The following is a 15,708-nucleotide window of genomic DNA, read 5'->3' on the forward strand; positions in this document are numbered from 1 at the left end:
CGCCGGACGCCTCCGGGACGAAACTGTCGACCTGTTCAGAGGGGTTCGGGACGGAGTGTCCCGGTGGCGACGACCGATCTCGCGGCGGCTGCCGCCGCTGGTGCCCAGGAAAGGACTCGAACCTTCACGCCTCGCGGCACAGGTACCTGAAACCTGCGCGTCTACCAATTCCGCCACCTGGGCACGGGGGCAGTGAGCGGGGTGAATAAGGGGTGGCATCCGCCTTGTCAACGGGATTTGACGGCCCCAGGTACCGTCGTGTGCGCCGGCCCCCTTCGCGTCCGCGAAATCACGCCTGTACAGCGGCCGGCGGCTTGGCTAGATCAGGACTTCGGCAGCATGTCGGCGCTTTGCCGCGCCGGAACGGATCGCAACGGGAGCTGGATCGATGGCCGTCAGGAACGAGAAGGGACGCCTTGTCACCGTGTTCGGCGGGTCTGGTTTCCTCGGCCGACATGTGGTGCGTGCCCTGGCCCGGGCCGGACACCGGGTCCGCGTCGCGGTCCGCCGGCCTGACCTTGCCGGCCATCTCCAGCCGCTCGGCACCGTCGGCCAGATCCACGCGGTCCAGGCGAACCTACGCTACCGCGCCTCGGTCGACCGGGCGGTGGCCGGCGCCGACGCCGTGATCAACCTCGTCGGCGTGCTCGCCCCCGCCGGCCGGCAGACCTTCGACGCGGTGCACGCCTTCGGCGCCCGTGCCGTCGCCGAGGCCGTGCGCGCTGCCGGCGTGCCGACGCTCGTCCATGTCTCCGCCATCGGCGCCGATCCGGCCTCGGCGTCCAGCTACGGCCGCAGCAAGGCCGAGGGCGAGGCCGCCGTGTTCGAGACCTTGCCGGGCGCGGTGGTCTTCCGGCCATCGATCGTGTTCGGACCCGAGGACGACTTCTTCAACCGCTTCGCCGAGATGGCCCGCTTCTCGCCCATCCTGCCGCTGATCGGCGGCGGTCACACGCGCTTCCAGCCGGTCTACGTCGGCGACGTCGCCGCCGCGGTCGCCGCCGCCGCCTCCGGCGTGGTGCCCGGCGGCAAGGTCTACGAACTCGGCGGGCCGGAGGTGAAGACCTTCCGCGAATGCATGGAGATCGTCTGCCGCGAGACGCGTCGCAATCGCATGCTCGTCGACATCCCGTTCTCCATTGCCGAGACCATGGCCAAGCTGACGCAATGGGCGCCCGGTGCGCCGCTCACGGTCGATCAGGTCGAGCTGCTGAAGTCGGACAACGTCGTCTCGGACGCCGCCGTCGCCGAGGGTCGCACCCTGGCCGGCCTCGGCATCGAAGCCCACTCGCTGGCCTCGATCGTGCCGACCTACCTCTACCGCTACCTGGCGCACGGCCAGTACGACCGCAACCGGATGCCCACCTGACGGCTAGCGTTCGAACCGGAAGCCGTTCGGGCTCGCCGCCGCCGCGATCAACAGCACGCCGATGGCGAGCGCCGCCGGAATGAAGGCGTAGGTCGTGTCCGCCGCCGCGAGGGCCGCCGCCCCCGCCCATGACAGCGACGAGAACGCCTCCGCGAAGGTCGCCGCCCGCGAGGCGGTCTGCCGCCGCCGGAACTGGCTGCGCCGCGCGCTCGAGCGGAACAGGAACTGGATCGCCGATGACGCCAGCGAGGCGAGGAGCACGCCAATCGCTGCGATCACCGCGATTTTCGCCGATGTGACCGCGAGCCCGGCGATCAGCGGCGCGATCGGCACCGTCACCGACAGAAGGACCGCCTCCACCTTCGCCCGCACCGCCGCCCCGCGTGTGACGGGCGCCGAGGCGATCAGGTCGGGCGCATCCTCGCCCGACAGCGTCAGCCAGGCGAGGCCGCCGGCGAGCTGGCCCGCCCCCATCACCACGATCGGCACCATCAGCGCCGCGGTGCCGAGGTCCGAGCCGAAGCCCTTCCACAGCATCAGCGCCGGCGGCACGAGATACAGGATCTGCATCAGGCTCTGCGACAGCAGCCAGGGGTCGCGCACCAGCAGCGTGATCTCCTTGGCCCGCAGCGTCGCTTCCGCGCTCCGTGGCCGGAACAGGCGGCCCCCCGATGCATCGCTGCTGCGAACCCTGGGCTGCGCCGCGCCGGCCGTGGCGATCGCCGCCGCCGGGAGCCGGGCCGCCGCCGCGACCACCGCCACGGCAAGCAGCAGCACGGAGGCCCCGAGCACGCCGCCGAGCGCGATGAGATCGCCGGCCGCCGCTCGCGCAGGCCACCAGAACAGGCTTTCCGGGCCCGGCATGTTGGACAGCGCGAAGTCGCTCCTGAACACGGCGAAGCGCGAGAACTCGCCGCGCCCGATGATGGCGATCGCCTGCGCGCCGACCACGAATCCGGCCCCGATCACGGCCGCCACGATCTGCGCCACAAGGCGGGTCCGCCGCGCGCCGATCAGCCGGAACAGCACCAGCGTGACGAGGATCGCCGCCGCCGTCGCGGTCGCGCCCATCGCCGCCAGCACTCCGTAGGAGGCGAGCCATCCGGCCCCGAAACGCCACGCCAGCACGTGGATGAACGGTCCCACCAGCAACGCCGCCATGAAGGTCGTGCCGAAGGCCAGGATGCCGGTGCGGAAGGCGAACAGGTTGGCGGTCGTCGCCGGGGAGGACAGCACCAGGTCGAGGTCGCCGCGCGAATAGACCGCCCGCGTTACCGATTCCATCGCCTGCGCCAGCATCAGCGCCCAGGCGAAGAAGGCCGCGCCCGTTACCGTGAGCAGCGTGTCCCGCTCGGAGGTGAGATCGATCGGCAGAGCCTTCGGCATGGCCGCCAAGGCGACCACGTGCATTACCGCGATGAAGCCGAAGAACCAGAATGCCGGTCCCGTCAGCCGCCGCTTGCCGCCGCCGCTCACCATGCCCGCGGCATCGCGCCAGGCGAGCCGCGCCTCGTGGGCGGCAAAGAAGGCGAGCGATCCCGGAGCGCTCACGCGGCGGACCTCTCCGCATCGACGAGGTCGAGAAAGATCTCCTCCAGCGTCGAGCGACCGCCGCGGGCCTGGCCGCGCAGCTCCTCCAGGGTGCCTTCCGCGATCAGCCGGCCGCGCGCGATCACGCCGATCCGCTCGGCCATCCGCTCGGCCACCTCCAGGATATGAGTGGTGAGGATCACCGTTGCCCCGTTGCGCGCCCGCTCCAGCAGAACGTCCTTCACCTGCCGTGCCGAACCGGCGTCGAGGCCGGTCAGCGGCTCGTCCAGGATGATCAGCGAGGGGTCGTGCACCAGCGCCCCGGCAAGCGCCACCTTCTGCCGCATGCCCTTGGAGAAGCCCTCGCAGCGCTCGTCGGCATACGGGCCGAGGCCCAGCCAGTCGACGAGGTGGCGGGCGCGGCTCTCGGCGTCGGCCGGCGACACGCCCCAGAGGCCGGCCACGAAGGCGAGATACTCCAGCGGGGTGAGCTTGTCGTAGATCATCGGCTCGTCCGGCACCCAGGCCGTCAGCCGCTTCGCCGCGATCGGGTCGCGCCGCGCGTCCACCCCGAAGATCGAGATCGAGCCTGCATCCGGCGTCATCAGCCCGGCGACCATCCGCAGCGTGGTCGTCTTGCCCGCCCCGTTCGGGCCGAGCAGGGCGTAGAATTCGCCGCGCCGGATGGTGAGATCCAGCCCGTCGACGGCCGGACGGTCGAAACGCTTGGCAAGGCCCCGGACGAGGAGCGCGGCATCGAGCATCGAGTGTCACCCTCGCCGGCAGGCACACCGGGTTGGCCGGTCGCGCCGGCAGGAAAGCGAGGTTGATCCTAACTGACGGTCGTTATCGAATGGCAAAGTCGGTCGTGCGGCTTTGCGGCATTCAGCCGAGAACCGCCAGGCCGGCGAATCCGGCCAGCCCGACGGCGATCCGCCACCAGGCGAACAGCGCGTAGCCGTGCCGCGAGACGAAATCGAGCAGCCCGCGCACCACCACCACCGCCGTGATGAACGCCGCCACGAAGCCGACGGCGGTCACCGCGAGGTCGTCCATCGTCAGGATGCTGCGGTTTTTGTAGAGGTCGTAGGCAAAGGCGCCGGCCATCGTCGGAATGGCGAGGAAGAACGAGAACTCCGCCGCCGAGCGCTTGTCCGCGCCGAGCATCAACGCGCCGACGATCGTCGAGCCGGACCGGGATGTGCCCGGGATCATCGCCAGGCACTGGAACAGGCCGATCGCCAGGTAGACGCGGAGCGGATAGTTCGTGGCGTCGGTGTAGCGGACCTGGAACTTGATCCGGTCGACCAGCAACAGGACCACGCCGCCGATGACGAGCGACGTACAGACCACCGCGGGCGTCTCGAACAGCACGCCCTTGATGAAGTCGTGGGCGGCCACGCCGATCACCACCGCCGGCAGGAAGGCGATCAGCACGCCGAGAATGAACCGGCGCGCAGCCGGATCGTGCGGCGCGTCCGCGGCGATCTTCAGCAGCCGCTCGCCGTAGACCGTGAGGATGGCGAGGATCGCGCCGAGCTGGATCAGGACCTCGAAGGTGCGGCCGGTGGAGTGGAAACCGAGGAAATGACCGACCAGCAGCAGGTGTCCGGTCGAGGACACCGGCAGGAACTCGGTCAGCCCTTCGATGAAGCCGAGCAGCAGGGCCTTCAGCAGCAACACGATGTCCATGAAAGATGGCCTTTGGATATACCCGATGTCGGCGCACGCACGCTGCCCTTGGAAACTGTTTGTTCACCACTCCGCAGCGCTCTATACCCGAGCCGCGCCGGCCGGTCCCCGCCGATTTGTCAACAGTGCGAATCAGTCTGACCGCGGCGCGACGGACCGTGTGGCGTCAATAGTTCAACAACGTGGCGGCCGCCAGGGTAGCCTGGAATTTCGAATAGATGCTGAAGCTCTATCATCACCCGTTTTCCGCCTCCTCGCGCTTCGCCCGTCTGGTTCTGGCCGAACACGAGGCGAAGGTGGAGCTCGTCGTTGAACGATTCTGGGAGCGCCGCCCGGATTTCATGGCGCTCAACCCCGCCGGCGAGGTTCCGGTGCTGGTCGAGAACGACGGCCCGCCGATCGTGGGCGCGGGACCCATCATGGAATACGTCGACGAGACCCGCGGCTACGCCCTGGGCGACCGCCGGTTGATGCCGAACCATCCCCATCAGCGCGCCGAGATGCGCCGCCTGGTCGACTGGTTCACCCGCAAGGTCCAGGAGGAGGTCACGGCCTACTTCGCCCACGAGCGGATCTACAAGCTCGAGATCCCGCCCTCCCGCGGCGGCGGAGCGCCCGACAGCCAGGTGTTGCGGGTTGCGCGTCAGAACGTCAGGCTCCATCTGCCCTATCTCGGTTATCTCGCCGGCACCCGGAACTGGCTTGCCGGCGACCGTCTCTCCTTCGCCGACCTCGCGGCCGCCGCCGAACTGTCCGTCATCGACTACCTGGGCGAACTGCCATGGGACGAGGACCCCCACGTGACGAGCTGGTACGCCCGGGTGAAGTCTCGCCCATCGTTCCGCGGCCTGCTCGCCGACAAGGTGCCGGGCGTGCCCCCGTCGAAGACCTACGCCGACCTGGACTTCTGATCCCCGCCGCCGTCGCCGAGAGGGCACGATCGCTCGGCTTCGATGTCATCCGTGTGACGAGCCCCGACGCTGTGGTCGAGGCCGGCCTGCGCCTGCGCGCCTTCGTGGCCGACGGCCTCCACGGCGAGATGAGCTGGATGGCCGACACGCTGGACCGCCGGGCCGACCCGCGCGTGCTCTGGCCGGCCGTCCGCTCGGTGGTCATGCTCGGCCTGAACTACGGTCCTTCCGCCGATCCCCTGGCGAACCTCGGGCGGCCGGCAGTGGGCAACCTGTCCGTCTACGCCCGCAACCGCGACTATCACGATGTCCTCAAGGGCCGGCTGAAGGAGATCGCCGGCCTGCTCGCCCGGGAGACCGGCGCCGCGGTCAAGGTCTTCGTGGACACCGCCCCGCTGATGGAGAAACCGCTGGCTGCCGCCGCCGGGCTCGGCTGGCAGGGCAAGCACACCAATCTCGTCTCGCGCGATTTCGGCTCCTGGCTCTTCCTCGGGGCCATCCTCACCGACGCGGAGCTCGCTCCCGACGCGCCCGAAACCGACCACTGCGGGTCCTGCCGGGCTTGCCTCGACGCCTGCCCGACGGACGCCTTCCCCGCGCCCTACCGCCTCGACGCGCGGCGCTGCATTTCCTACCTCACCATCGAGCACGCTGGCCCGATCCCCGCCGAGTTCCGCGCCGCCATGGGCAACCGGATCTACGGCTGCGACGACTGCCTCGCCGTGTGCCCGTGGAACAAGTTCGCCGCCGTCTCGCGCGAGGCCAAGCTTGCCGCCAGGCCGGACCTGGAGGCGCCGCGGCTCGCCGACCTCGCCGGCCTCGACGACGTGGCCTTTCGCGCGCTCTTCTCCGGCTCGCCGGTGAAGCGGATCGGCCGAAGCCGCTTCCTGCGCAACGTTCTGGTCGCGATCGGCAACAGCGCCGACCCGTCGCTCGCCCCGGCCGCGGAGGAGCGGCTCGCCGATCCCGACCCGCTGGTCCGCGGCGCCGCCGTCTGGGCTCTGTCCCGCCTGGATCCCGGCCGGCTGACCGCCGCGCGCCGCGCCGCCGAGACGGACCCCGACGTCCGCGCCGAATGGGACGCGGCGGCTGCGGCGGGCGCGCTGTTTCTTTCCTAACCTTCACCTGTTAGAACACGCCCGTTTCCCCCCTGGACCGGACGATCTGACCCATGCGGACCGCCAGCCTGTCGCGCGCGACGAGCGAGACCGAGATCACCGTGACCGTCGACCTCGACGGCAGCGGTGTCGCCGACATCTCCACCGGCGTCGGCTTCTTCGACCACATGCTGACGCAGGTGGCCCGGCACGGCCTGATCGACCTCCACGTCAAGGCGAAGGGCGACCTCCACATCGACGACCACCACACGGTGGAGGACGTCGGAATCGCGCTCGGCCAGGCCGTCCGCCAGGCCCTCGGCGACAAGCGCGGCATCACCCGCTATGCCGACGTGCACCTTCCGATGGACGAGGCGCTCACCCGCTGCGCGATCGACGTGTCCGGCCGCCCTTTCCTGGTCTTCCGCGCCGCCTTCGCCACGCCGAAGATCGGCACCTTCGACACCCAGCTCGTGGAGGAGTGGTTCCGCGCTTTCGCCATGAACGCCGGCATCACCTTGCACGTTGAGACGCTGTACGGCTCCAATGACCACCACGTGGCCGAGAGCTGTTTCAAGGCGCTCGCCCGGGCGCTCCGGGCGGCCGTCGCGATCGACGAGCGCCAGGCCGGGCGGGTTCCGTCCACCAAGGGCGTGCTGGAAGGCTGACACCGATGACCATCTACACCGTGCACGCCCCCGCTGGCCGCGACCGGTCGGCCGAGGCGGCCGAATCCGTCCGCTTCGTCAAGGAAGGCTTCGCCTGGCCGGCGCTGTTCATCCCCTTCGTCTGGCTGCTCTGGCACCGCATGTGGCTGCCGCTCCTCGGCTACGTTCTCGCGCTCGGCGTCATCCAGGGGATCGACTTCGTCGCCGGTGAGACGATCGCCACCGTGGTCGCGATCGCCTTTTCCCTCTGGTTCGCGCTGGAGGCCAACGCCATGCGCCGCTGGGTGTTGGAACGCCGCGGCCTGCCGCTGGTCGCCGTCGTGGAGGGCAGCGGCCGCGAAAGCGCCGAGCGCCGCTTCTTCGACGGCTGGTTCCACGATCAGGCAGCCTCCGACGCACCCCCGCCGCCCGCAGGCCGCGCCGTCCCGTCCGTCCGCGCGACCCCGTCCGGCGTGATCGGCCTCTTCCCCGACCGGGAGGGCCGCTGATGTCCGTTGCCATCATCGACTACGGCTCCGGCAACTTGCGCTCGGCCGCCAAGGCCTTCGAGCGCGCCGCCGCCGAGAGCGGCTATGCCGGCACGGTCGACGTGACGTCCGACCCCGACGTCGTGCGCGCTGCCGACCACGTGGTTCTCCCCGGCGTTGGCGCCTTCGCCGACTGCCGCGCCGGCCTCGACGCGGTGGACGGCATGGTCGCCGCCCTGGAGGAGACCGTGATCCGCCGCGGCCGGCCCTTTCTCGGCATCTGCGTCGGCACCCAGCTGATGGCGAGCCGCGGCCGCGAGAAGACCGTCACCGAAGGGCTCGGCTGGATCCCGGGCGAGGTGCGCCTGATCACCCCGTCCGACCCCGCCCTGAAGATCCCGCACATGGGCTGGAACACGCTATCGGTCCGCCGCGACCATCCCGTTCTGTCCGGCATCGCCACGGGGGAGGGCGGCCTGCACGCCTATTTCGTGCACTCCTACCACCTCGTCGCCGACAACCCGGACCACGTGCTCGCCACCACCGACTACGGCGGGCCGGTCACCGCCATCGTCGCCCGCGACAACCTGGTGGGCACCCAGTTCCACCCGGAGAAGAGCCAGACTCTCGGGCTCGCCCTGATCGCCAACTTCCTCGCCTGGAGACCGTGACGGCCATGATCCTCTATCCGGCCATCGACCTGAAGGACGGCGAGGCCGTGCGCCTGAAGCTCGGCGACATGGACGAGGCCACCGTCTACAACAAGGATCCGGCCGCCCAGGCCGCCGCCTTCCGTGATCTCGGTTTCCCCTGGCTTCACGTGGTGGACCTCAACGGCGCCTTCGCCGGCGCCAGCATCAACGGCGCGGCGGTGGAGGCCATCCTCGCCCGCGTCACCCCGGCGATGAAGGTCCAGCTCGGCGGGGGCATCCGCGACCGGGCGGCCATCGAGGGCTGGCTGGCGAAGGGCATCGCCCGCGTCATCCTCGGCACCGTGGCCCTCCGCGATCCCGCGCTGGTCCGCGAGGCCGCCGCCGCCCATCCTGGCCGCATCGTCGTCGGCATCGACGCCCGCGGCGGCAAGGTCGCCGTAGAAGGCTGGGCCGAAACCGCCGAGCTTTCCGCCGTCGATCTCGCCCGCAAGTTCGAGGACGCTGGCGTCGCCGCCATCGTCTACACCGACATCGACCGCGACGGCATCCTGAAGGGCCTCAACATGGAGGCGACCCTCGACCTCGCCCGTGCCGTGTCGATCCCTGTCATCGCCTCGGGCGGGCTCGCCTCGATGGACGATATCGACCGCATGCTGGAGCCAGACGCCCGCATCCTCGACGGCGCCATCACCGGCCGCGCCCTCTATGACGGACGCCTGGACCCGAGCGAAGCGCTCGCCCGAATCGCCGCCGCGGCGTGAGGCTGGCGTCCGCGGCCCTTCCCTTGTAGAACGCCGATCCGAAACCCACCGACCCGGCACTAACAACGATGCTCAAGGCCCGCGTGATCCCCTGTCTGGACGTCAAGGACGGCCGCGTCGTCAAGGGCGTCAACTTCGTCGACCTGATCGACGCCGGCGACCCCGTGGAGTCCGCCGCGGCCTATGACGCCGCGGGCGCCGACGAGCTCTGCTTCCTCGACATCACCGCCAGCCACGAGAACCGCGGCACCATCCTCGACGTGGTCCGCCGCACCGCCGAGCGCTGCTTCATGCCGGTCACCGTCGGCGGCGGCGTGCGCACCGTCGAGGATATCCGCGCCCTGCTTCTGGCCGGCGCCGACAAGGTCTCCATCAACACCGCCGCCGTCACCGACCGCGCCTTTGTCGGCCGCGCCGCCGACAAGTTCGGCGACCAGTGCATCGTCGTCGCCATCGACGCCAAGAAGGTCTCCGCCGACGGCGAGCCGCTCCGCTGGGAGATCTTCACCCACGGCGGCCGCAAGCCCACCGGCATCGACGTGATCGACTACGCCCGCGAGGTCGTCGCCCTCGGCGCCGGCGAGCTGCTGCTCACCTCCATGGACCGCGACGGCACCAAGGCCGGCTTCGACATCCCGCTGACCCGCGCCGTCGCAGACGCCGTCACCGTGCCCGTGATCGCCTCCGGCGGCGTCGGCACCCTCGACCATCTCGTCGACGGCGTGCGCGAGGGGCACGCGACGGCGGTCCTCGCCGCCTCGATCTTCCACTTCGGTACCTATGCGATCGGCGAGGCCAAGGCCCACATGGCGGCCGCCGGCATCCCCATGCGCCTGGACGGCTGACCATGACCGCCTTTTCCCTGGCCGACCTGGAGGCGGTGATCGCCGAGCGCCTCGCCTCCGGCGACGACACCTCCTACACCCGCAAGCTCGCCGCCAGGGGTATGCCCAAGGCCGCCCAGAAGCTCGGCGAGGAGGCCGTGGAGACCGTCATCGCCAGCCTTTCCGGCGACCGGGCGGCCGTTACGTCGGAGACGGCGGACCTCCTCTACCATCTCCTCGTCGTGCTCGCCCTTTCCGGTGTGACGCTCGACGACGTTCTTGAGGAACTTGCCCGCCGCACCGGCCGTTCGGGCCTGGACGAAAAGGCCGCACGGCCGAAAGACTAGGACGGTCCGGTAACTGTTTCGTGCTAGACGTCGCCGGAAGTCGACGATCGGCTCGCCCGACCGCCTAGGTCCCGAGTGCCGACCGCCATCCGCGCCGAAAAGGCGGATGAGGTGAGACACATGGACCAGATCGCCAGGAACGCCTTCTCCCCCTACCAGGTCTTCTCGCGGGCCGAATGGGCTCATCTGCGCCAGGGAACGCCGATGACGCTGACGATCGAGGACGTCATCCGTCTTCGATCTCTCAACGATCCGGTCTCGCTGGAGGAGGTGGAGGACATCTACCTCCCGCTCTCCCGCCTTCTCTCCCTCTACGTCGAGGCCACCCAGGGCCTGCACCAGGCGACACGCCGCTTCCTCGGCCACTCCGACGCCAAGATGCCCTACGTCATCGGCATCGCCGGCTCGGTCGCCGTCGGCAAGTCCACCACCGCCCGCATCCTGCAGACCATGCTTCGCCGCTGGCCGGCGAGCCCGAACGTCACCCTGGTGACCACCGACGGCTTCCTGCTGCCCAACGCCGTGCTGAAGGCCGAGGGGCTGATGGAGCGCAAGGGCTTCCCGGAAAGCTACGACCTGCCGTCGCTGCTCGCCTTCCTCTCCGACATCAAGGCGGGCAAGGACAAGGTCAGCGCGCCGGTCTACAGCCACCTCGTCTACGACGTGGTGCCGGGCGAGAGCATCACCATCGACCGGCCCGACATCCTCATCCTGGAGGGCCTCAACGTCCTTCAGACCAGCCGCCTTCCGCGCGACGGCAAGGCGGTACCGTTCGTTTCCGACTTCTTCGACTTCTCCATCTACATCGACGCGGAGGAGGACGATCTCCGCCGCTGGTACGTGGAGCGCTTCATGCGCCTGCGCGACACCGCTTTCCGCGACCCGCGCTCCTACTTCCAGCGCTATTCGGAGATCACCGAGGCGGAAGCCGTCGCCACCGCCAACGGCCTTTGGGACAGGATCAATCTCCCCAATCTAAAGGAGAACATCCTGCCCACCCGCCCGCGCGCCGACCTGATCCTCAGGAAGAGCGCGGTCCACTCCATCGAGACCGTGATGCTGCGGAAACTTTGATCCGCCAATCGCTTTGCGCAGCGATCCGCTTCGCGCTACGGTCCGCCCCGAACGGCCCGGACCTGGCGCATGCTTGAAAAGAAACGCATCCTCCTGATCATCGGCGGCGGCATCGCCGCCTACAAGGTGCTCGACCTGATCCGCCGGCTGAAGGAGCGCGGCGCGACCGTTCGCGCCATCCTCACCAAGGCCGGCGCCGAGTTCGTCACCCCGCTGTCCGTCGGCACGCTCACCGAGGAACGCGTCCACACCGACCTCTTCGACCTCACCGACGAGCACGAGATCGGCCACATCCGCCTCTCCCGCGAGGCCGACCTGGTTCTCGTCGCGCCCGCCACCGCCGATCTCCTCGCCAAGATGGCGAACGGCCTCGCGAACGATCTCGCCTCCACCTGCCTGCTCGCCACCACCGCCCCGGTCATGGTCTGCCCGGCGATGAACCCGCGCATGTGGTCCCACCCGGCCACCGTCCGCAATGTTGCCCGCCTGAAGGCCGACGGCGCCACCGTGGTCGAGCCGGCGGCGGGGCGTATGGCCGAACGCGGCGAGGAGGGCGTCGGCCGCCTGCCCGAGCCGCTTGAGATCGTCGCCGAGGTGGAGCGTTTCTTCCAGGCTGCCGCCGCTCCGAAGCCGCTCGCCGGCCGACGCATGGTCGTCACCTCCGGCCCGACCCACGAGCCGATCGATCCCGTCCGCTACATCGCCAACCGCTCCTCCGGTCGCCAGGGCCACGCCATCGCCGCCGCCGCCGCCCGCGCTGGCGCGGACGTGGTGCTCGTCTCCGGCCCGGTATCGCTGCCCCACCCGCCCGGCGTCCGCGTCGTGCGTGTCGAGACCGCGCGGCAGATGCTCGCCGCCGTCGAAGCCGCCCTCCCGGCGGACATCGCCGTTCTTGCCGCCGCCGTCGCCGACTGGCGCACCGCCGACGCCGCCGACCGCAAGATCAAGAAGGACGGCAGCGGCACGCCGCCGGCGCTCGCCCTCACGGAGAATCCGGACATCCTGAAGACCGTCGGCCATCTCGGCGCGGCCCGCCCGACCCTGGTCGTCGGTTTCGCCGCCGAAACGGACGACGTGGAGGCGAATGCCCGGGGCAAGCTCACCCGCAAGAACGCCGACCTCATTGTCGCCAACGATGTCTCGCCCGGGACCGGCGTGATGGGCGGCACGGAGAACACCGTGATCGTCATCGACCGCGCCGGCGTCACGCGCTGGCCGAAGCTCGCCAAGGAGGCGGTGGCCGAGCGCCTCGTAGCTCTCTTCGCAGAACGGCTCGCCGGAGGACGTCCATGACCGCCGCCATCGTTCGCGTCCTCCAGCTGCCGAACGCCGCCGGCTTGCCGCTGCCCTCCTACCAGAGCCTTGGCGCGGCCGGACTCGACCTGATGGCCGCTGTTGAAGCGCCTCTCGCCTTGCCCCCGCTCGGGCGGGCCCTGGTGCCGACCGGCATCGCCGTCGCCCTGCCGCCGGGACATGAGGCGCAGGTCCGGCCCCGGTCCGGCCTCGCCGCGCGGGCCGGCGTCACCGTCCTCAATGCCCCCGGCACGATCGACGAGGACTACCGGGGCGAGATCAAGGTGATCCTGGTCAACTTCGGGACCGAGCCCGTGGTCATTGCGCGGGGCGATCGGATCGCCCAAATGGTGATCGCGCCCGTCGTCCGCGCGACCCTCGTCGAGGTCGACGATCTCGACGAGACCGATCGCGGCGCCGGAGGGTTCGGCTCCACCGGGCTGACCGGTTGAGGAATGGCGTTCCTGAGACAGGGTTCGCCAGAGAATGAAAGTGCGGAAGGCCGCAAGCACGCGGAGGCCCGTCCCTCGCGCGGCAACACCGCCTCCGCTAGATTTGGGCAGGAAATTCAACAGGCTCCGAAGCCGTCGGAGCCGGACAACGCCGAGGATGACGAGATGGCTGACACGACCCGCCGCGGCCGCGGCAAGATCTACAACTCCATCACCGAGACCATCGGCGACACCCCGCTCGTCCGCCTCGACAAGGTGGCCCGCGACAAGGGCGTGGAGGCCAAGCTGGTCGCCAAGCTGGAGTTCTTCAACCCCATCGCCTCCGTCAAGGACCGCATCGGCGTTGCCATGATCGAGGCGCTTGAAGCGGAGGGCCGCATCCGGCCCGGCGAGACCACGCTCGTCGAGCCGACGTCCGGCAACACCGGCATCGCGCTCGCCTTCGTCGCCGCCGCCAAGGGCTACCGCCTGATCCTGGTGATGCCGGAGTCCATGTCGATCGAGCGGCGCAAGATGCTGAAGCTCCTCGGCGCCGAACTGGAGCTCACCGAGGCGCCGAAGGGCATGAAGGGCGCCATCGCCAAGGCGGAGGAACTGGTCCAGACCATTCCGAACGCCATCATTCCGCAGCAGTTCCAGAACCCGGCCAACCCGGAGATCCACCGCCGCACCACCGCCGAGGAGATCTGGAACGACACCGACGGCGGCGTCGACGTGGTGATCTCCGGCATCGGCACTGGCGGCACCATCACCGGCGTCGGCGAGGTCCTGAAGGCCCGCAAGCCGGGTGTTCGCATCGTCGCCGTCGAGCCGGTGGAAAGCCCGGTTCTGTCCGGCGGCAACCCCGGACCGCACAAGATCCAGGGCATCGGCGCCGGCTTCGTCCCGGGTGTGCTGAACACCAAGATCTACGACGAGGTCGTTCAGGTCTCCTCCGACGAGGCGCTTGAAACCGCCCGCCTGGTGGCGCGCCTGGAAGGCATCCCGGTCGGCATCTCTTCGGGCGGAGCGGTGGCGGCCGCGGTCAAGGTCGGCAAGCGTCCCGAAATGGCCGGCAAGACCATCGTCATCATCATCCCCTCCTTCGCCGAGCGCTACCTCTCCACCGCGCTCTTCGAAGGGCTGGCCTGATCGGTCGCAGGGCTTTCGGGCGGCTCGAACCGGGCCGCGAAGGCCCGGATGATCTCCGCCAGGCCCTGGTCGGACACGGCCAGGGCCGCGGCCTGCGCGCTGACCCAGTGGGTTTCGCGCTGCCCTTTCTCCGGCCAGTCTGTCCGCTCCTTGGTCACCTCCAGCGGGTAGACCGACACGGTCACCTCTGCCGTCCGTTTCGGAAAGCGCTTCTCGTAGGTGTAGCTGCCGACCGGCTTCTTGCCGATCCGCCCGCTCACGCCCGCCTCCTCGAACGCCTCGGTCTCCGCTGCTCCGGCCGCGCTGAGACCTTTGATGGGCCAGCCCCGAGGCACGATCCATCGGCCGGTCTCCCGCGTCGTCACCAGCAGGACGTGGATTCCTCGCTCGACGCGCCGCCAGGGCAGCGCCGCAACCTGCTCGAACCCTGACTGTTTGTGCGCTTTGGCCACTCGGCTCGATCTCCGGGCGATCGCTCCGGCAAGCCCCGAATCGGTCATCCCTAGCGATCCTCCGGCCTCGTTCGGGCGATGGCAAGCGACGGAATGCCGGAAATCAACCGGCCAGGTCGCATGTCGTTGCAGCATCGATACGATGGGCGCCAAACTATGCCGGCTCCCGCGTTAACCTTGCTGATTTTATAACGGAATCGCAACGTTTGCTGCGGCTTCGTCAGGTATGAATCGGGCAGGAAAGACCTTCCTCATCGTCATGCCAGCCGAAAAAACGGCTGGATACCGCTGCGTGATCGGTTACGAAACGATCCTGGTCCATTAACTCAGCCTTAAAGCCGGCTCGCCTAGTCTGTCACGACGTATAGGTGGGGCAATGCCGAAGGATCGGCTTCTGACGACCAGGAAGGTCGTCGGGCTTGCGCGCCCCTCCGTGGAGGAAGAGCCCGTGGCCACATTCTCTTTCGGCAACAGCCCGGTGACGGCGACGATTGACAACGTCACGTCCCTCACCAGCGGCACCGGCGATGACGCGATCACGCTGGGCACGGGCATCACGGGCGCGACCATCAATCTGGGAGGCGGATCCGACATCCTCTCCACCACCGCAGGCGCGACCATGACCGCGACCGGTGTGGAGACGATCGTCGGCAGCAGCCTCACCGAACTGGTCACCCTCGGGTCTGCGATGACCTCTGGGAGCATCGATCTTGCTGGCGGCACGGACCGCCTGGTCCTCGCCTCGGTGGCGGCCAACACCCTCTCGGTGGTCAACATCGAGAGCGTGACGGGCGGCACCGGCTCCGACCAGGTGTGGCTGGCCAACACCCTCTCCAACGCGGTGATCGATCTCGGCGCGGGCTCCGACCAGCTGACGCTGGTGACGGGCGGCACGGCGACGGTCCTGAACGTTGAGACGGTGACCGGCGGCACGGGCGCCGACCGGGTGGTGCTCGGCTCGGCGGTGACCGCCGGGACGGTGGATCT

At 69.5% G+C, this 15,708-nt stretch carries 17 protein-coding genes, 1 tRNA gene and 1 pseudogene; 14 read left to right on the forward strand and 5 right to left on the reverse strand.

Annotated features, from left to right (window positions below; all coding sequences use genetic code 11):
• Window positions 1-98 precede the first annotated feature (98 nt).
• Window positions 99-183 (reverse strand) — tRNA-Leu (locus HZ321_RS16555).
• Window positions 184-388: 205 nt separating this feature from the next.
• Between HZ321_RS16555 and HZ321_RS16560 the strand changes: the two genes are divergently transcribed.
• The gene (locus HZ321_RS16560) at window positions 389-1,369 is read left to right on the forward strand and encodes a complex I NDUFA9 subunit family protein (RefSeq protein ID WP_181703494.1); all 981 of its coding nucleotides are present in this window, start codon (window positions 389-391) and stop codon (window positions 1,367-1,369) included.
• A gap of 3 nt (window positions 1,370-1,372) precedes the next feature.
• On the opposite strand, the gene HZ321_RS16565 is transcribed toward HZ321_RS16560, so the two are convergent.
• The 3 genes from HZ321_RS16565 to HZ321_RS16575 form a co-directional block, all read right to left on the reverse strand.
• Window positions 1,373-2,920: a permease gene (locus HZ321_RS16565; RefSeq protein ID WP_181703495.1), complete on the reverse strand. Its 1,548-nt coding sequence runs from the start codon at window positions 2,918-2,920 to the stop codon at window positions 1,373-1,375.
• Window positions 2,917-3,663, reverse strand: a complete 747-nt coding sequence (locus HZ321_RS16570; protein WP_181703496.1) for an ABC transporter ATP-binding protein — start codon at window positions 3,661-3,663, stop codon at window positions 2,917-2,919. Before HZ321_RS16570 ends, HZ321_RS16565 begins: the two co-directional genes overlap by 4 nt.
• Before the next feature lie 121 nt (window positions 3,664-3,784).
• Complete coding sequence (locus tag HZ321_RS16575; protein WP_181703497.1) at window positions 3,785-4,591, reverse strand: undecaprenyl-diphosphate phosphatase; 807 nt, start codon at window positions 4,589-4,591, stop codon at window positions 3,785-3,787.
• A gap of 218 nt (window positions 4,592-4,809) precedes the next feature.
• On the opposite strand from HZ321_RS16575, the gene HZ321_RS16580 reads away from it, so the two are divergent.
• From HZ321_RS16580 to cysK, 12 genes are all read left to right on the forward strand, one after another.
• Window positions 4,810-5,502, forward strand: a complete 693-nt coding sequence (locus HZ321_RS16580) for a glutathione S-transferase family protein (protein WP_244635929.1) — start codon at window positions 4,810-4,812, stop codon at window positions 5,500-5,502.
• Window positions 5,502-6,620: a tRNA epoxyqueuosine(34) reductase QueG gene (gene queG / locus HZ321_RS16585; protein ID WP_342343867.1), complete on the forward strand. Its 1,119-nt coding sequence runs from the start codon at window positions 5,502-5,504 to the stop codon at window positions 6,618-6,620. The genes HZ321_RS16580 and queG overlap by 1 nt, the downstream gene beginning before the upstream one ends.
• Window positions 6,621-6,673: 53 nt before the next feature.
• The gene (gene hisB / locus HZ321_RS16590) at window positions 6,674-7,267 is read left to right on the forward strand and encodes an imidazoleglycerol-phosphate dehydratase HisB (protein ID WP_181703499.1); all 594 of its coding nucleotides are present in this window, start codon (window positions 6,674-6,676) and stop codon (window positions 7,265-7,267) included.
• A 5-nt stretch (window positions 7,268-7,272) separates the two neighbouring features.
• The gene (locus tag HZ321_RS16595; protein ID WP_181703500.1) at window positions 7,273-7,755 is read left to right on the forward strand and encodes a DUF2628 domain-containing protein; all 483 of its coding nucleotides are present in this window, start codon (window positions 7,273-7,275) and stop codon (window positions 7,753-7,755) included.
• Entirely contained in the window at window positions 7,755-8,405 is a 651-nt protein-coding gene (gene hisH / locus HZ321_RS16600; RefSeq protein ID WP_181703501.1) for an imidazole glycerol phosphate synthase subunit HisH, read from the forward strand. The genes HZ321_RS16595 and hisH overlap by 1 nt, the downstream gene beginning before the upstream one ends.
• Window positions 8,406-8,410: 5 nt before the next feature.
• Window positions 8,411-9,148 carry a 1-(5-phosphoribosyl)-5-[(5-phosphoribosylamino)methylideneamino]imidazole-4-carboxamide isomerase gene (gene hisA, locus HZ321_RS16605; protein WP_181703502.1) on the forward strand — a complete coding sequence of 246 codons (738 nt, stop codon included), beginning with the start codon at window positions 8,411-8,413 and terminating at the stop codon, window positions 9,146-9,148.
• Between the two features lie 68 nt (window positions 9,149-9,216).
• Window positions 9,217-9,993: an imidazole glycerol phosphate synthase subunit HisF gene (hisF, locus tag HZ321_RS16610; protein ID WP_181703503.1), complete on the forward strand. Its 777-nt coding sequence runs from the start codon at window positions 9,217-9,219 to the stop codon at window positions 9,991-9,993.
• 2 nt (window positions 9,994-9,995) lie between these two features.
• The gene (locus HZ321_RS16615) at window positions 9,996-10,319 is read left to right on the forward strand and encodes a phosphoribosyl-ATP diphosphatase (RefSeq protein WP_181703504.1); all 324 of its coding nucleotides are present in this window, start codon (window positions 9,996-9,998) and stop codon (window positions 10,317-10,319) included.
• A 120-nt stretch (window positions 10,320-10,439) separates the two neighbouring features.
• Entirely contained in the window at window positions 10,440-11,393 is a 954-nt protein-coding gene (coaA, locus tag HZ321_RS16620; protein ID WP_194304048.1) for a type I pantothenate kinase, read from the forward strand.
• Window positions 11,394-11,462: 69 nt separating this feature from the next.
• Window positions 11,463-12,686, forward strand: a complete 1,224-nt coding sequence (gene coaBC / locus HZ321_RS16625) for a bifunctional phosphopantothenoylcysteine decarboxylase/phosphopantothenate--cysteine ligase CoaBC (RefSeq protein WP_181703506.1) — start codon at window positions 11,463-11,465, stop codon at window positions 12,684-12,686.
• Window positions 12,683-13,138 carry a dUTP diphosphatase gene (gene dut, locus HZ321_RS16630; RefSeq protein ID WP_181703507.1) on the forward strand — a complete coding sequence of 152 codons (456 nt, stop codon included), beginning with the start codon at window positions 12,683-12,685 and terminating at the stop codon, window positions 13,136-13,138. Before coaBC ends, dut begins: the two co-directional genes overlap by 4 nt.
• 165 nt (window positions 13,139-13,303) lie before the next feature.
• Window positions 13,304-14,269 carry a cysteine synthase A gene (gene cysK / locus HZ321_RS16635; RefSeq protein WP_181703508.1) on the forward strand — a complete coding sequence of 322 codons (966 nt, stop codon included), beginning with the start codon at window positions 13,304-13,306 and terminating at the stop codon, window positions 14,267-14,269.
• On the opposite strand, the gene HZ321_RS16640 is transcribed toward cysK, so the two are convergent.
• Complete coding sequence (locus HZ321_RS16640; protein WP_342343865.1) at window positions 14,233-14,721, reverse strand: NUDIX hydrolase; 489 nt, start codon at window positions 14,719-14,721, stop codon at window positions 14,233-14,235. The genes cysK and HZ321_RS16640 overlap by 37 nt on opposite strands.
• A 448-nt stretch (window positions 14,722-15,169) precedes the next feature.
• Between HZ321_RS16640 and HZ321_RS16645 the strand changes: the two are divergent.
• Window positions 15,170-15,708 (forward strand): annotated as a pseudogene (locus tag HZ321_RS16645) (hypothetical protein); the annotation flags it as partial.

Source organism: Chthonobacter albigriseus (assembly GCF_013839445.1).
Taxonomy (GTDB): Bacteria; Pseudomonadota; Alphaproteobacteria; order Rhizobiales; family Pleomorphomonadaceae; genus Chthonobacter; species Chthonobacter albigriseus.

Excerpts from the sequence above, each read along its gene's own strand:
- HZ321_RS16560 (WP_181703494.1), top strand. The coding sequence starts at position 389 with ATGGCCGTCAGGAACGAGAAGGGACGCCTTGTCACCGTGTTCGGCGGG.
- HZ321_RS16570 (WP_181703496.1), bottom strand. The coding sequence starts at position 3,663 with ATGCTCGATGCCGCGCTCCTCGTCCGGGGCCTTGCCAAGCGTTTCGAC.
- HZ321_RS16575 (WP_181703497.1), bottom strand. The coding sequence starts at position 4,591 with ATGGACATCGTGTTGCTGCTGAAGGCCCTGCTGCTCGGCTTCATCGAA.
- HZ321_RS16580 (WP_244635929.1), top strand. The coding sequence starts at position 4,810 with ATGCTGAAGCTCTATCATCACCCGTTTTCCGCCTCCTCGCGCTTCGCC.
- hisB (WP_181703499.1), top strand. The coding sequence starts at position 6,674 with ATGCGGACCGCCAGCCTGTCGCGCGCGACGAGCGAGACCGAGATCACC.
- HZ321_RS16595 (WP_181703500.1), top strand. The coding sequence starts at position 7,273 with ATGACCATCTACACCGTGCACGCCCCCGCTGGCCGCGACCGGTCGGCC.
- hisH (WP_181703501.1), top strand. The coding sequence starts at position 7,755 with ATGTCCGTTGCCATCATCGACTACGGCTCCGGCAACTTGCGCTCGGCC.
- hisA (WP_181703502.1), top strand. The coding sequence starts at position 8,411 with ATGATCCTCTATCCGGCCATCGACCTGAAGGACGGCGAGGCCGTGCGC.
- hisF (WP_181703503.1), top strand. The coding sequence starts at position 9,217 with ATGCTCAAGGCCCGCGTGATCCCCTGTCTGGACGTCAAGGACGGCCGC.
- HZ321_RS16615 (WP_181703504.1), top strand. The coding sequence starts at position 9,996 with ATGACCGCCTTTTCCCTGGCCGACCTGGAGGCGGTGATCGCCGAGCGC.
- coaA (WP_194304048.1), top strand. The coding sequence starts at position 10,440 with ATGGACCAGATCGCCAGGAACGCCTTCTCCCCCTACCAGGTCTTCTCG.
- coaBC (WP_181703506.1), top strand. The coding sequence starts at position 11,463 with ATGCTTGAAAAGAAACGCATCCTCCTGATCATCGGCGGCGGCATCGCC.
- dut (WP_181703507.1), top strand. The coding sequence starts at position 12,683 with ATGACCGCCGCCATCGTTCGCGTCCTCCAGCTGCCGAACGCCGCCGGC.
- cysK (WP_181703508.1), top strand. The coding sequence starts at position 13,304 with ATGGCTGACACGACCCGCCGCGGCCGCGGCAAGATCTACAACTCCATC.